Source organism: Fulvimarina uroteuthidis (genome assembly GCF_034321785.1).
Lineage (GTDB): Bacteria > Pseudomonadota > Alphaproteobacteria > Rhizobiales > Rhizobiaceae > Fulvimarina > Fulvimarina uroteuthidis.
The window spans coordinates 280,168-293,906 of sequence record NZ_JAXLPB010000001.1; the positions used below are offsets into that span (position 1 = coordinate 280,168).

The 13,739-nt window shown below is 63.6% G+C and carries 13 protein-coding genes; 1 reads left to right on the forward strand and 12 read right to left on the reverse strand.

Annotation, left to right across the window (positions count from 1 at the left end):
* Nucleotides 1-548 precede the first annotated feature (548 nt).
* The 11 genes from U0C82_RS01260 to U0C82_RS01310 all read right to left on the reverse strand — a co-directional run bounded on the left by U0C82_RS01260 (nucleotide 549) and on the right by U0C82_RS01310 (nucleotide 11,387).
* Nucleotides 549-2,438 (reverse strand): methyl-accepting chemotaxis protein, encoded by a 1,890-nt coding sequence (locus U0C82_RS01260; protein ID WP_322185087.1) that lies wholly within the window; start codon nucleotides 2,436-2,438, stop codon nucleotides 549-551.
* Between the two features lie 236 nt (nucleotides 2,439-2,674).
* Nucleotides 2,675-3,064, reverse strand: coding sequence for a hypothetical protein (locus U0C82_RS01265; RefSeq protein ID WP_322185089.1), 390 nt, complete (start codon nucleotides 3,062-3,064; stop codon nucleotides 2,675-2,677).
* A 22-nt stretch (nucleotides 3,065-3,086) separates the two neighbouring features.
* Nucleotides 3,087-3,632, reverse strand: a complete 546-nt coding sequence (locus U0C82_RS01270; RefSeq protein WP_322185091.1) for a chemotaxis protein CheD — start codon at nucleotides 3,630-3,632, stop codon at nucleotides 3,087-3,089.
* Nucleotides 3,629-4,018 carry a response regulator transcription factor gene (locus tag U0C82_RS01275; RefSeq protein WP_322185093.1) on the reverse strand — a complete coding sequence of 130 codons (390 nt, stop codon included), beginning with the start codon at nucleotides 4,016-4,018 and terminating at the stop codon, nucleotides 3,629-3,631. Before U0C82_RS01275 ends, U0C82_RS01270 begins: the two co-directional genes overlap by 4 nt.
* Before the next feature lie 128 nt (nucleotides 4,019-4,146).
* Nucleotides 4,147-5,169, reverse strand: a complete 1,023-nt coding sequence (locus U0C82_RS01280; RefSeq protein ID WP_322185095.1) for a protein-glutamate methylesterase/protein-glutamine glutaminase — start codon at nucleotides 5,167-5,169, stop codon at nucleotides 4,147-4,149.
* Nucleotides 5,166-6,083 (reverse strand): CheR family methyltransferase, encoded by a 918-nt coding sequence (locus tag U0C82_RS01285; protein ID WP_322185097.1) that lies wholly within the window; start codon nucleotides 6,081-6,083, stop codon nucleotides 5,166-5,168. The genes U0C82_RS01280 and U0C82_RS01285 overlap by 4 nt, the downstream gene beginning before the upstream one ends.
* Complete coding sequence (locus tag U0C82_RS01290) at nucleotides 6,080-6,544, reverse strand: chemotaxis protein CheW (RefSeq protein WP_322185955.1); 465 nt, start codon at nucleotides 6,542-6,544, stop codon at nucleotides 6,080-6,082. The genes U0C82_RS01285 and U0C82_RS01290 overlap by 4 nt, the downstream gene beginning before the upstream one ends.
* Before the next feature lie 14 nt (nucleotides 6,545-6,558).
* Nucleotides 6,559-8,898 carry a chemotaxis protein CheA gene (locus tag U0C82_RS01295; protein WP_322185099.1) on the reverse strand — a complete coding sequence of 780 codons (2,340 nt, stop codon included), beginning with the start codon at nucleotides 8,896-8,898 and terminating at the stop codon, nucleotides 6,559-6,561.
* Nucleotides 8,899-8,956: 58 nt separating this feature from the next.
* Complete coding sequence (locus tag U0C82_RS01300; RefSeq protein ID WP_322185101.1) at nucleotides 8,957-9,319, reverse strand: response regulator; 363 nt, start codon at nucleotides 9,317-9,319, stop codon at nucleotides 8,957-8,959.
* Nucleotides 9,316-9,648: an STAS domain-containing protein gene (locus U0C82_RS01305; RefSeq protein WP_322185103.1), complete on the reverse strand. Its 333-nt coding sequence runs from the start codon at nucleotides 9,646-9,648 to the stop codon at nucleotides 9,316-9,318. The genes U0C82_RS01300 and U0C82_RS01305 overlap by 4 nt, the downstream gene beginning before the upstream one ends.
* Nucleotides 9,648-11,387, reverse strand: a complete 1,740-nt coding sequence (locus tag U0C82_RS01310) for a methyl-accepting chemotaxis protein (protein WP_322185105.1) — start codon at nucleotides 11,385-11,387, stop codon at nucleotides 9,648-9,650. Before U0C82_RS01310 ends, U0C82_RS01305 begins: the two co-directional genes overlap by 1 nt.
* 536 nt (nucleotides 11,388-11,923) lie before the next feature.
* Here U0C82_RS01310 and U0C82_RS01315 point away from each other — a divergent pair.
* Complete coding sequence (locus U0C82_RS01315; protein WP_322185107.1) at nucleotides 11,924-12,721, forward strand: SDR family NAD(P)-dependent oxidoreductase; 798 nt, start codon at nucleotides 11,924-11,926, stop codon at nucleotides 12,719-12,721.
* Between the two features lie 118 nt (nucleotides 12,722-12,839).
* Here the strand turns inward: U0C82_RS01315 and U0C82_RS01320 are convergent, their stop codons facing one another.
* Nucleotides 12,840-13,658 carry a MipA/OmpV family protein gene (locus tag U0C82_RS01320; protein WP_322185109.1) on the reverse strand — a complete coding sequence of 273 codons (819 nt, stop codon included), beginning with the start codon at nucleotides 13,656-13,658 and terminating at the stop codon, nucleotides 12,840-12,842.
* Between the last annotated feature and the right edge of the window lie 81 nt (nucleotides 13,659-13,739).

Here is a 13,739-nt window from a genome sequence, read left to right on the forward strand (position 1 = left end):
TCGAGCATGTTCGAGCATGTTCACGCGTTTTCAGGGTGTTTCAGGCCGTTTCGGGGTGTTTCATGCTGTTTGAGGGTGTTTCGAACTGCTTCAACACAAAGAACGCAATTTTGGATTGCATTTTGCAATTATTAAGAAATTCCGCGCGCGAGCAATCAATTTCGCGTGATCAGCAAAGGTTGTGGATAATGCGTCTGTTTGCGAACGGTCGTCGCTTGTGCAGCTTGAGCTAATTGAAGGCGGTCAGAGATCCCAATCCACAAGTCATCCCAGTTCCCAATCTCGAATTTTTTGTTCGAAATTCCTCAACGATTTCAATGCCTCTGGTGAGAGTTCGTCATTTCGAGTCTCTCACCGCCCACCATTCCCCTGCCCTGACGAAGCGTCGGCGACGGCCCGTGCAGGCGGACGGTCACGGTCGGGCGGCCATTCGCGGGTCCGACCGCCATCCGCACCGAACAGGCCTTGCAAATCGTGGCGGAACCGTCGCGCCGCTCAGGATGTTCGCGCGATTGTCAGAAAACCGTTCGCACGGCCGATGTCCTTGATCAGAATTCGGTCCAGTCATCGCCGCTCGGTGCCGGCGCCCGCGCCGGATTGCCGGAAAATGCGGTGTGGAGAGTGTCGACGAGTGTTCGGGCCGGCGAGGCGGCGTGGCGGCTGCCGCCGTCGATGGCCGGTGCGGCTATGCGGATGGCCGGGTTCGTGCTGCGAACGGGTGCGGTCTTGCGCGGAGCGCTCGCCGCCCGCGCGCCGGGCTTTGCGGTGGACGCGCCGGCGGCGTTCGAGCGCGCGAAACCGAAGCTCGACAACAGGGCGCTGAGTTCCGACGCTTCCAGAGCGAGATTGGCGCAGGCCGCCGCCGACTGCTCGACCATCGCGGCGTTCTGCTGGGTATTCTGATCGATCGAGCGGACGTTGCGGCTGATTTCCGCAAGCCCGTTCTCCTGGCTGTGGGCCGTCGCGACGATGGCGCTGACATGGGTGTCGATCTCGCCGACCTCCGTCGAGATCGCGGTGAGAATACGCCCGGTTTCCGCCCCGAGCGTCACCCCTTCCTTGATCTGGTCGCCCGACTGGTGGATCAGCCGCTTCACGTCCCGGGCCGCATCTGCGGAGCGTTGTGCGAGATGGCGGACTTCCTGCGCGACGACGGCGAAGCCTCGGCCGGCCTCGCCCGCGCGCGCAGCTTCCACGCCCGCATTCAGGGCGAGAAGGCTGGTCTGGAACGCGATGTCGTCGATCATCCCGATGATCGCGACGATCTCCTTGGACGAGGTTTCGATCTGACTCATGGCCGTCACGGTGCGCGCGACCACCGCATTGGAGCTTTTCGCCTCGCCCGATGCATGGGTCACGAGATCGCCGGCATGGACTGCGCGGGCCGTCGACTGCTTGACCGACTGGGCGATGTCCTCGAGCGTGGCCGCCGTTTCCTCGATCGAAACGGCCTGCTGCTCGGTGCGCCGCGAAAGGTCTTCGGTGGCCTGGCTGATTTCGGACGTCGCGCTCTCGATCGAGATCGCGGTTTCGGCGACCTTGTCGATGACGTTTTCAAGGACGTCCAGCGAGGCGTTGAAGTCGACGCGCAGCTTTTCCATCTCCGGCGTGAAGGGGTCCGAAATGCGCTGCCTGAGGTCGCCCTCCGCAAGCTGTCTCAGCCCCTTGCCGATCGACTGGACGGCGTGGACCCGGCCGGTGACTTCGCTGGCATATTTGACGATTTTCGTGACATTGCCCGAAATGTCCAGAACCGGGCTGTAGATCCCCGACAGATGCACCTGCCGGCCGCACTTGGCGACGCGGGCGAACTCGCCGGTCACCGGCTGGCCATCGTGCAGGGTCTGCCAATGTTGCCGATAGGCGGCGCCGCTCGCCAGAACGGGATCGACGAACATGCGATGATGGCGCCCGACGATCTCGTCGAGCCCGAAGCCCATGCAGGCTACGAAGTTCTCGTTGGCCGTCAGGATGGTGCCATCGGGCAGGAACTCGATATAGGCCTGGACGCGGTTGATCGCCTCGATCTGGCTTTCCACCTCGAGGAGCTTCATCTTGTCGTAGGTCACGTCGGCGGAGATCTCGACGATCTTGTAGGGGCGGCCGTTCTTGCCGAGGATGGGATAGTACCAGACCTGCAGGAAGACGAAATCGCCGGTCTTGTTCACCCGCTTCATCTCGGTCCACTGGAATTCGCCCTTGCGCACATTCTCGAAAATCTCTCGATAGGCCGCACTGCAGGCAAATTCGGGCTCTTGGATGCTGGCGTGCGGACGGCCGGGAAGGGTCTTGGGATCGTGGTCGAACATGTCGAAGAAGATGTCGTTCGCATGCCGGATCGTGCCGTCCAGCTCCATCTCGATCATGATGAGCGTCTTGCTCAGCGCCTCGATGATATTCTGGCTGTCTCCCGAGCCGAACAACGATGAAAACCGCATTTTTCGCGCAATCCCTATCCGCAACGATCCGATGTCAGTGCCGTGAAATCGCCAGCGCCGATACGTTATGGATAGCTGATAATTAGATAAGTTTTGGTTACCTTCTTTATCACCGTGAATTACGGAATGCGCGCCTCGAGCCTTGGAGACGCATGCGGGGAACCGGGCGTCTCGCCGGGCGGTTCGGTGCTCCTAAGGGGCTGGTCCCGGCGCCGAAACCGCGCGATGCGGCGACGTCAGAAGAAGTCGCAGTCGTCGTGCGCCGACGGGTCCTTTGCCGGTGCCCGATTCTTCGAGAGTCTGGCATAGAGATCGCTCATCAGCATCGTCTCGCGCAACGAGACGTCGCTGAACCGATTGTCGTCGCAAATCGACGAGGACACACGCTCCAGTAGGCACGACAGATTGGTGAGGATCTGCGCGCTGCGGTCGATCTCCTGAAGCCTGATCGATGCGTCCGGCGCCGTGTCGGCGTTCTCCATGATGGCGCCACCGAGGTCCTCGATCCCCTCGGCGATCGCACGCATTTCGGCGGCGACGGAGACGAGCAGTTCCGAAACCTGTTGATGATCGTCGTCCGCGTGCGCGCCATAGGCCGCGCACGCGTGAACCTTCAGATGTTGCATGGGTCCGGTCGCTTCCTGGGCACTAGAAGAATTCGACTTCGCCGAGCGAGGCCGGCGAACGGATGGGAATGCTCGGCGACACGTTGGCGAGGGCGACCTTCTCGCTCATCAGGAGACGGCGCGAACGCCCGGTCTGCGGCCAGTACTCGATACGCCGTCCTCGAACGCCACCCACATCCACGCAAACGCAGGCGATGCCTTCGGTCTGCAGGAATTCGAGCGCGAATTCGGCGTTGCGGCTGCCGATGTCGCTCATGAGATCCATGGTTCTCGCCCCGCCGAACACTTTCGCCTGGAGGGCATGGCGCCGCGCGCCCTTCGTCAGCAGGCCGTTGATAAGCAGTTCCATCAGGTAGGCACCATAGCTTTCGGATCGGCTGCCAAGCCCGTTGTTGGACTCGCCCGGAAGAAGGAAATGGTTCATCCCGCCAACGCCGGCCTCGCGATCGCAGATACACGCTGCGATGCACGATCCGAGAAGCGTCGTCAGGACGATGTCCTGCCGTGTCACGTAGGCCTGGCCCTGGATCACCGTATGCTTTTGGTAACGTACCTGATCTTCGTTCATTGCAGGCGACCGACAACCGCCTCGATCGTCTTTTTCAGGACCGGCACCGTGATCGGCTTGAGCAGGTAGTTGTTGGCTCCGAGCCCGATCGCCTGCTTCACCAGCTCCCGATCGCCGCGTCCGCTCAGGATGAGGAACGGCGTCTTGGTCGTCGGCTTGTAGCTGCGCAGGGCCTTCAGCAGCTGAAGCCCGTCGAGCTTGGGCATGTTGAAGTCGGAAATGACCATGTGGGCGGGACTGGCCATCATCATCTTCAGAGCCTCCTCGCCGTCGCCCGCGATGACGACATTGCTGATGCCAAGCTGATTCAGCGCGTCCACCACGATCATGCGACTCGTGCGGTGATCGTCCGCGATCAAAACTTTGAACAAGTTCTTGGTACTCATGTCGTTCCTCTTACCATTCTTTCCTTCGGCGGATCGCGCGGGACACTGCCGGAACCGTTTTGTCTTCGCTCATCGACGCCGGTGCATGCTGCCCTCGTCGCCGTCACGCGCTGCCGCTTCGGGCTCCGTCAGCTGAAGATCTCTTTCGTGATCTTGTGCAACGGCGTGCCCTTGCTGACCGCTCCGATATCCCTTGCGGCCCGCGGCATGCCGTAGACCAGCGACGTCGCCTCGTCCTGGGCGAACGTGCGTCCCCCGACTTCGCGAATCGCCAACAGTCCCTCCGCCCCGTCGCGGCCCATTCCGGTCATGAGGACCGCGCTTGCCGACTTGCCGAATTCCTTCGACACGGATTGGAACAGCACGTCGACCGATGGACGATGTCCCTGAACCGCGTCGGAATCACGGTATACGCAGCGGGTTAACGCTCCGCTTCTGACGACCAGATGTCGGCCACCGCGCGCAAGATAGACATGCCCCCGCTTCAGCGGTTCGCCGTCCACCGCCTCCGTCACGGTCGCCTTCGAGGCCCGGTTCAGCCGGTTCGCGAAGGAGGCCGTGAAGGTCTCGGGCATGTGCTGCACGATCACCGTCGGCGGACAATCCTCCGGAAAATCCGACAGGACCGCGATCAGAGCCTCCACGCCGCCGGTGGAGGCACCGATGGCGACGACGTCCGGCCAGCCTGCCTTGCGGGTCAGGGCAGGCTCCGCGCGGCCCGCCGAACTGGCCGCGCGCGGCCCGCGCTGCGCGATCTGCCGTCCCGCGGCCGCCGCCTGCCTGACCAGGTTGGGAAGCGCCTCGAGGCTCGATCGGTTGCGGCCGTTCGGCTTCTCGATGCAGTCGAACGCGCCGTATTCCAGTGCCGCCACCGCCGTCGCCGCACCCGGCGCCGTCAAGGTGGAGACCATGATCACCGGCAGGGGCCGGAGCCGCATGATCTTTTCCAGAAACTCCAGCCCGTCCATGCCCGGCATCTCGACGTCGAGCGTCACGACGTCGGGATTGAGCTCCTTGATCTTCTGCCGGGCATCGGCCGCATCCCTCGCCTCGCCGATCACCGTCACGCCTTCGTCGCCGCTCAACGCGTTCCGGACGAAGGCTCGCATGGTGGCGGAATCATCGACGATCAGAACGTTGACGTTGCTCATCGCGCTTCTCCGCGCAAACGGTAGGTGGTCGAGGCCTCGGTCGCCAGGCGCAGGCTCGCCGCACCGCTGACCCGCTCGGAGTGACCGACATAGAGGAAGCCGGCCGGATCGAGATAGTCGCAGAACCGGTGCCAGACCGTCTCGCGGGTGGCCTCGTCGAAATAGATCAGGACGTTGCGGCAGAAGATGGCCTGGAAGACACCGGTCATCGGCCATTGGCCGATGAGGTTCAGTTCGCGGAACGAGACGAGATTCTGCATCTCGGCAACCACCTTGTAGTGGGCGCCGCCTTCGTGGGACACGAACCACCGTTTCCGCAGGGCCATCGGAATCGGCTCGACGGCGGCTGCGTCGTAGATCCCGGCGCGACCGAACGCGACGACGTAAGGGTCGATGTCGGAGGCCAGGATCTTGATGTCGTACTTGTTCGCATCCGGCATCAGCGACAGGATCGTCATCGCGATCGAATAGGGCTCGTGCCCGTTCGAGCAGCCGGCGGACCAGAACCTTACCCGCCCGCCCTGCCTGGCGGCTTCCAGGAGCGGCGGCAGCGTCACGTCGCGCATATGCTCGAAATGGTGGTTCTCGCGGAAGAAGTTGGTGACGTTCGTCGTCAGCGCCGCCAGCATCTCGCGTCGCTCCGGATGGCCGGCATCGCTCGAGACCAGATTGCAATAGTCGCCGAAACCGGCGAGGCCGAGCGCGCGCACGCGCCGTGCGAGGCGCGAATAGACCAGCGCCATCTTCAGCGGTTTCAGAACGATGCCGGCATCGTCGTAGATGATCGCGGCGATCGTCCGGAAGTCCTTGTCCGAAAGGTCGTATTCGTTGGCGCGGTCGCTCCTCGCGCCGCCGCCCGATTCCGCTTTCGCGCCCGCCATGCCGTGCCGGGCAGCCGAGCCAGCCATGGTCATGCCGCCAGTTCCAGCGCCTGGGGATGGATGTTGGTCGCTTCGATGATGGCGATCATCCGGTCGTCGATCGCCATCATGCCCGTGACGAACGAGCGTGCGCGATCATTGCTGATGTCCGGATTGGGCTGGATCAGGTCCTCGGTGACGCTGAGAATGTCCGAGACGGCATCCACCAGCAGGCCGAACAGCTGCGGACCGAGCTTCACCACCATGATCACCGAACGGGCCGTCGGCTCGATCGCCTTCAGGCCCATGCGCAGTCCCAGGTCGATGACCGGCAGGACCGTACCACGCAGGTTGATCACGCCGACGACGTAGTTCGGCGTCTTGGGCAAGGGGGTCGCAGCCACGTAGCCGCGGATCTCGCGCACCGTCCTGATGTCGATGCAGAATTCCTGTTTCGCCATGCGAAAGGCGATGAGCTCGCGCTTTTCGCCACTGTCTTTGCTCACCGCGATCATGTTGCTCATCTTCGTTACTCCGCCGCTACCAGCTGGGTTTCTCTTGCGCCGCCTTCGGCAATCACCGAGGATGTCAGGGAATCGACATCCAGAATAAGGGCGACGCGACCGTCGCCGAGGATGGTGGCGGCGGATACGCCTTCCACACGTCCGTAATTGGTTTCCAGGCTCTTGATCACGACCTGACGCTGTCCCTGGATCGCATCGAAAAGGAGTGCCTGGCGCGCGCCGCTTTCGGTTTCCACCAGCACCGTCACGCCCTCGCTCGGATCCTTCGCCTCGGTGCGGAAGCCCATCACGCGGGCGACGTCGACCACCGGCAGGAACTGGTCGCGCAGGCGGATCAGGGAGGATTCGTTGCAGAAGCCCTTCACGTCCGAACTCGTGGGCTTGAGGGTTTCGAGAACCGCGGTCAGGGGCAAAACCAGCGTGTTCTCGCCCGCCGTGACGATCATGCCGTCGAGCACCGCGAGCGTCAGCGGAAGGCTCAGGATGAACTTCGATCCGAGTCCTGGCTGCGAGGAGATCGTGACGCGCCCGCCCAGCGACTGGATGGACTGTTTGACGACGTCCATGCCGACGCCGCGCCCGGACAGTTCGGAGGCCTGCTCCTTCGTGGAAAAGCCCGGCAGGAAGATGAGATTGTCGATCTCCTCGTCCGACAGGTTGGCGTTGGCCGGAACGAGACCCTTCTTGACGGCGATGTCGAAGACGCGGCCGCGATTGATGCCGGCGCCGTCGTCGCTGATCTCGATCACGATGCGGCCGGAGCGATGGGCGGCGGACACCCAGATCGTGCCTTCGGCAGGCTTGCCGGCGGCGATACGGTCCTCGGGGGATTCGACGCCATGATCGATCGCGTTGCGGATCATGTGGGTCAGGGGATCGGAGAGGCGTTCGATGACGGTCTTGTCGACTTCGGTATATTCGCCCTCGGTCAGAAGGCGCACGCTCTTGCCGGTGGCGATGCAGGATTCGCGAACCAGGCGCGGCAGCTTCTGGAAGACCGATTTCACCGCCTGCGCACGGATCGCCATGACGCTGTCCTGCAGCTGGCGCGTCAGCTGTTCGAGTTCCTCGAGGCCGACCGTCATTTCCGATCCCGGCGCCAGTCCCGACTGCATCGCGCGCTGGGACAGCATCACCTGATGGATGACGAGTTCGCCGACGAGATCGATCAGCCGGTCGACGCGCTCCAGATCGACGCGAATCGTCGTCGAGGCCGGCACGGCACGGTTCTTGGCATCCGCCGCGCCGGCCCGAACCTGCTCGCCCATAGCGTCCTTCGGAAAGGCGGCATGTTCGTCGCCGTCGCCGGCGTCGAAGTCGGCCGCGGCGGCGACCGGATCGACGTCGGCATCGTCGTCATTGTCGTGAGGTTTCGCCTTGCCGGCGTCAGGCTTGACGCCCTTCGGCGCGGACGCCGCGCTCGCAGCCTTCGGCTCTGCGTCCTGGACGCGCGCCTCCGGCTTGGGAAGGTCGAGGTTCAGCATGGCGAGAAGATTGGCGACGCTGTTGTCGACCTCTTCGGGTGACAGCTCCGCGGGATCGGGATCGGAGCCGTCATCGCCCCGGAACGACTGTTCGATCGTCAACTCGCAGTCGCCGTCCACGAATTCGAAGATCTCCTCGATGGCCGAGCGTGGCGCCTCCGTCTCGAGTTCGATCTCGAAGGTGAGGTAGGCATCTTCCGGATCCATGACGTCGAGATCGGGGATCTCGCCCTGGTCGCAGCGGACCTGGCCGCTGCCGAGCGCCAGGAGTTCGCGGATCAGCCGCGAGCTTTCGTTGGCATTGGCATAAAGGCTGCGGAACGGCTTGAAGACGATGGTAAAGACGTTCGGCCCGTCACCGGCGAGGAGCTCGTCGAGATTGACGCGGACGGGTTCGAAGACGAGATCGCCCATGCCGTCATTGTCGTCGTCCTCCTCTTCGACGACGGCGCTCGCCTGCGGAGCGCTTCCCGCGACCTTGCCCTTGAGGCGGTCGAGCGACTGGGACACATCGGCGAAGGCTGCCGTATCGACGGGTTCGTCCTCGCGAGCAAGATCGACGAGATCCGTCAGAACGTCGGCTGCCCGAAGGAGAACGGCGAGAACGTCGGCGGATGCGGCAAGCTTGATCGAGCGGACCGCGTCGAGGACCGTTTCGAACGAGTGGGCGAAGCCGACCAGCTCGACGAGGTGGAACGCGCCTGCGCCGCCCTTGATCGAATGGACCGCACGGAAGACCGCATGGACGGTCTCGGAATCCGCTTCGCCGGTCTGCATGGCCAACAGGCCCTGCTCCAGTTCGTCGAGCTGTTCGGCACACTCTTCGAAGAAGGTCTGTCGAATTTCGTCCATCCCAGTCATGACTGGTCCTTCGTTTCAGGGGCAAGTGAGGCGCGGATTGATAGGAGGAGCTTCGGGATCAGGCGGCGACGCGGTTGACGGCGCTCACCAGCTTCGGCGGATCGAACGGCTTGACGATCCAGCCGGTCGCGCCGGCGTTCTTGGCGCGTGCCTTCTTCTCCGCATCGCTTTCGGTGGTCAGCACGAGGATCGGAATACCGCGATAGGCCTCGTCGAGCCGGACGGTCTCGATGAAGGTCAAGCCGTCCATGCGGGGCATGTTGACATCCGTGATGATGACATCGGGACGTCCCTGAGCGAGCTTCTCGATGCCATCCATGCCGTCTTCCGCCTGGGTGACCATGAATCCGGCCTCCTGCAGCGTTCTGCGCAGCATCTCGCGCATCGTGCGAGAATCATCGATCGTCAAGATGGTTTTCATTGTTCGTTGGTCTCCAGAGCGAACTCTACTTCGTGAAAATCGTCCATCGACAGGCCGATCAGTTCGAGACTGGCGAGGAAAGGCTCCGAGGCCGACGTGATCCGGAAGTCGATTTCGTCCGCCTTCCAGCTCTTGGATGCCGCCAGAAGCACCTGAACTGCCTGTGTTCCTGTCTTTTCCACCTGCGAGGCGTCGATCGCCAGCGGGGCGCCCCTGTGGGCGCGCAGGCGATCGGCGAGCGGTGCGGCGGCGGCAATATCGAGAATGGGTGGCAGTTCGATCCAGCGCATGTCCGCGCCGTTCGAGATCGGGTCCGTCATTGGCTCCATCAGAATTCTTCCCAGCTTTCGGTCTCGGCAATCGCCTTCGGCTTGGGCTGCGCCCCGCCTCGGCCAATGGTCTTCATAGCGACGACGGGTGCGCGCTCCTTGCGGCCAGCCGCAGGCTCGAGGCGCGGGACGGCGCTCTTGCGGCCGCCGGTCTTCGTCGCCTTCGCCATGTGGAACAGGCCCACGGTCTCGTTCAGTCTTACCGTCTCGTCGGCCAGGCTCCGGCTGGCGGCAGCCGTCTGCTCGACCATCGCAGCGTTCTGCTGGGTCACCTCGTCCATCTGGTTGACGGCGACGTTCACTTCGCCGAGGCCGTTGGCCTGCTCCTGCACGGAGCGCGACATGGTGGAGACGAGCCCGTTGATCTCGTTCACCTGCTCGACGATCCGCTCCAGCGCGCCGCCCGTCTGCTTGACCAGCTTCACGCCCAGTCCGACCTGCTCGCCGGACGCCAGGATCAGCGTCTTGATCTCCTTGGCAGCTTCCGCGGAGCGCTGCGCCAGGCTGCGGACTTCCGAAGCGACGACCGCGAAGCCGCGACCGGCGTCTCCGGCGCGTGCGGCTTCCACGCCTGCGTTGAGCGCCAGAAGATTGGTCTGGAAGGCGATCTCGTCGATCACGCCGATGATCTGGCCGATCTGGCGCGACGACGTCTCGATCGAGTCCATCGCCTTGATCGCACTGCCGACGACTTCGCCGGAGCGGATCGCATCGGTGCGGGCGATCGAGACCGCGTCATGCGCCTTGGTCGCGTCGCTGGCCGTCTTCTTGACGGTGACGGTGATCTGGTCGAGCGCGGCGGCCGTCTCCTCGAGGCTCGCAGCCTGGGTTTCGGTACGCCGCGAAAGATCGTCCGTCGCGGCGGAAATCTCCGCGGTGCCCCTGCCGATCGCGTCCGCACTCTCGACGATCTGGGTGAGCGTCGCGGCGATCTGCTCGATCGAGGCGTTGAAATCCTCTCGCAGCGGTTCGAAGACCGGCGAGAAGATGTCGTTGAGGCGGCAGGTCAGATCGTTCTGGGAAAGCTGTGACAGGCCAGCGCTGATGGCGTTGATCGCGCGAACCCGGTCGCTGACGTCGGTCGCGAACTTGACGACCTTCACGATCTTGCCGCCGCGGCCGTAGATCGCGTTGTAGGATGCCTGCAGCCAGATCTCGCGTCCGCCCTTGCCGACCCGCCGGAACTCGCCGGACACCGACTCTCCCCGGTTCAGTCGCAACCACATCTCGATGTAGTCGGGCGACTGCGCCGCCTTCGGCTCGACGAAGATCCGATGATGGGACCCGACGATCTCCTTGAGCTGATAGCCGGTCGCCGCCAGGAAGTTCTCGTTGGCCGTGATGATTTCGCCCGAGGGAAGAAACTCGATGATCGCCTGAACGCGCGACAGGGCCTGCATCTTGCCCTCGGTCTCGAAAGACCGCAGCTTCTCCTCGGTAATGTCCGTCGCCTGCTTGACGACGCTGAGAACCTTGCCCCGCGCGTTCATCACCGGGCGGTAGCAGGCGTGCAGCCAGACATCCTCGCCGGACGTGTTGACGCGCTTGAATTCGCCGACCTGTGCGTGTCCTTGCTGCAGCTTCTCCCAGAAGTCCTTGTAGGCGGGCGTGGCCGCTTCGCCGACCGCCAGGAGGCCGCTGTGATGACGTCCCCTGATCCGCTCCTGATCATATCCGAAGAGCCGGCAGAAGACGTCGTTCGCATCGAGAATCTCTCCGGTCGGCGTGAACTCGATCACTGCCAGCGATCCGTCGGACGCCCCCCGCACTGCGGAAGATCCATGATTGCGGCCGGTACGGAAAAGCTTCATTTACGACTCGTTCAAAAGGAATTGCGGTATCGTCCACGGGAAAATCCTGGAGCCGTTTTTTTGCACGGACCTCATTAACATTCGATAAAGTTCGAACCTTATCCGAACGCTTCCTCCTGTTTCGGGAAACGTTGCCCCACAACGGCCCGCCGGACGTTCCCGGCGCCGGCGCGGCAGGCGCGGATCCCGGACTTTGCCCGGGTGCGATGTTGCGCCGCAGTCTCGCACCCGGGAGGCCGATGCGAGGCATCACCGCTCCCAAACCGAGGCATCATGGGCGTCGGCGATGCGGCCTCGACGACACGGGCGCCGAACGCACGCCATCCAGTGTCACGCGCGCCTTGCATCGGGTTCGACTGCGCGAACGGAAGACACGCGGCCGTTCCGAAGCATGCACGACGCAACCAAACCCGCGACGGACCGGTTTCGGTTGCCTGGACCAAGCCAGCCAAAACGGAGACGGCATGCATATCGATCTTTCAGGAAAGACCGCCCTCGTGACGGGCTCGACGGCAGGGATCGGCCTTGCCAGCGCGATCGGGCTTGCGAAGGCCGGCGCCAGGGTCATCCTCAACGGGCGCGGGTCGGACCGCGTGGAAGACGCGGTGCGCAAGGCCGTGAGCGAAGCGCCCGGTGCCGATATCTCCGGTGTCGCCGCCGATCTGTCCGGGGCCGACGGCGCCGCGCGGCTGGCTGGGGCAAGCGGGCCTGTGGATATCCTCGTCAACAATGTCGGCATTTTCGGGCCGAAACCGTTCTTCGAGATCGAGGACGAGACCTGGGAGACCTTCTTCCAGCTCAACGTCATGTCCGGCGTCCGCCTGTCGCGCGCCCTGATGCCGGGCATGATGGACAGGGGCTGGGGCCGCGTCGTGTTCCTGTCCTCCGAATCCGCGCTGAACATTCCGGCCGACATGATCCACTACGGCTTCACGAAGACCGCCCTTCTCTCGATCTCGCGTGGCCTTGCCAAGCTCGCATCGGGAACCGGCGTGACCGTCAATGCCGTCCTGCCCGGCCCCACCCGCTCGGAAGGTGTCGAGACGATGCTCGAGGACATGGCGCGCGACGACGGGATCTCCGTCGAGGAAGCGGGCATCGCGTTCGTGAAATCGAAGCGGCCTTCTTCGATCATCCAGCGCCCGGCCGAAGTCGAAGATATCGCGAACATGGTCGTCTATGCCTGTTCGATGCAGGCCTCCGCCACCTCGGGCGCGGCCCTGCGTGTCGATGGCGGCGTCGTCGATTCGATCGTGCCGTAGGCAGCGCCCGTTCCGGAGGACGCACACCGCCGTCCGGCATCGCCTGCGGTGTCGAAACAAAAAGAGCCCCCGCATCGCTGCGGAGGCTCTTTCTGTTTCATGAAAGGTCCGGAGACCTCTAGAAGAGATCGAGCGAGAAGCGCTTGGAAATGCCGAGCCCGAAATAATACTGATCCTCGTCGCCGGCCTTCGTCACCACCGGCGAGTCGCCGGCATCGTCGACGAGACGATCCCAGGACGCGTCCGCGGTCACGAAATAGTCGGTGAAGACTTCGTAGCGCGCCTCGCCCGCCACGCCGACGCTCTGGAAGCCGCCGCCCGCATTGTAGACGTCGAAACGGCCGTTGGAGCGCAGGAACTCGCGCGGGCTCACCGAGAAGTAGGAGGCGTTGTAGTCGGACGATGCGATCGTCGCGGTCGGCCCGACCTTCAATGAGAGCTGTTCGGTCGGACGGGCGATCAGATTGGCGCCGATGTCGCCGACGAAGCCCTCGGCACCGCCGAAGGCATAGCGCACCGAACCGTAGACCTCGGCATGGTCCCACTCGTAGCCGGCCCGCAGACCGAGCTCATAGGTGGCATCGACCGGATCGAGGCCGCGCAGATCGCTGAAGTCGCGCTCGCCCACATAGTTGACGGAAGGGCCGATCGAGAATCCGCGCCCGTCGCGGCCACCGAAGGAACCGATACCGGGAATGTTCACATATTCGACCGACGCGATGCCGTAGAGTGCCGCCATGTAATCGTCGGAGCCGAGATATTCCGGCTGCACCGCGCCGCCGATGCCGAGCTCGAAGACGAAATCCGTCGCGCCATAGTCGTCGGCCGCGACGACCGGCGGCGCCGGGTTCGGATCGTAGGGTGCATAGACGTCCTGCGCCATGGCCGGCATGGCGGCGGCGAGAACGAATGTTGCGACCGTAACGGCGAAACGCATCTGCATGATGTCCTGATACTCCAAGATTGCCGCGCTCGTTGAAGCCTGTTCGTGCGATGCTGTTCGCATCGCTGTCCGGAC

Excerpts from the sequence above, each read along its gene's own strand:
- U0C82_RS01270 (WP_322185091.1), bottom strand. The coding sequence starts at position 3,632 with ATGAACGAAGATCAGGTACGTTACCAAAAGCATACGGTGATCCAGGGC.
- U0C82_RS01275 (WP_322185093.1), bottom strand. The coding sequence starts at position 4,018 with ATGAGTACCAAGAACTTGTTCAAAGTTTTGATCGCGGACGATCACCGC.
- U0C82_RS01295 (WP_322185099.1), bottom strand. The coding sequence starts at position 8,898 with ATGACTGGGATGGACGAAATTCGACAGACCTTCTTCGAAGAGTGTGCC.
- U0C82_RS01320 (WP_322185109.1), bottom strand. The coding sequence starts at position 13,658 with ATGCGTTTCGCCGTTACGGTCGCAACATTCGTTCTCGCCGCCGCCATG.
- U0C82_RS01305 (WP_322185103.1), bottom strand. The coding sequence starts at position 9,648 with ATGGAGCCAATGACGGACCCGATCTCGAACGGCGCGGACATGCGCTGG.
- U0C82_RS01280 (WP_322185095.1), bottom strand. The coding sequence starts at position 5,169 with ATGAGCAACGTCAACGTTCTGATCGTCGATGATTCCGCCACCATGCGA.
- U0C82_RS01285 (WP_322185097.1), bottom strand. The coding sequence starts at position 6,083 with ATGACCATGGCTGGCTCGGCTGCCCGGCACGGCATGGCGGGCGCGAAA.
- U0C82_RS01290 (WP_322185955.1), bottom strand. The coding sequence starts at position 6,544 with ATGATCGCGGTGAGCAAAGACAGTGGCGAAAAGCGCGAGCTCATCGCC.
- U0C82_RS01265 (WP_322185089.1), bottom strand. The coding sequence starts at position 3,064 with ATGCAACATCTGAAGGTTCACGCGTGCGCGGCCTATGGCGCGCACGCG.
- U0C82_RS01260 (WP_322185087.1), bottom strand. The coding sequence starts at position 2,438 with ATGCGGTTTTCATCGTTGTTCGGCTCGGGAGACAGCCAGAATATCATC.
- U0C82_RS01315 (WP_322185107.1), top strand. The coding sequence starts at position 11,924 with ATGCATATCGATCTTTCAGGAAAGACCGCCCTCGTGACGGGCTCGACG.
- U0C82_RS01300 (WP_322185101.1), bottom strand. The coding sequence starts at position 9,319 with ATGAAAACCATCTTGACGATCGATGATTCTCGCACGATGCGCGAGATG.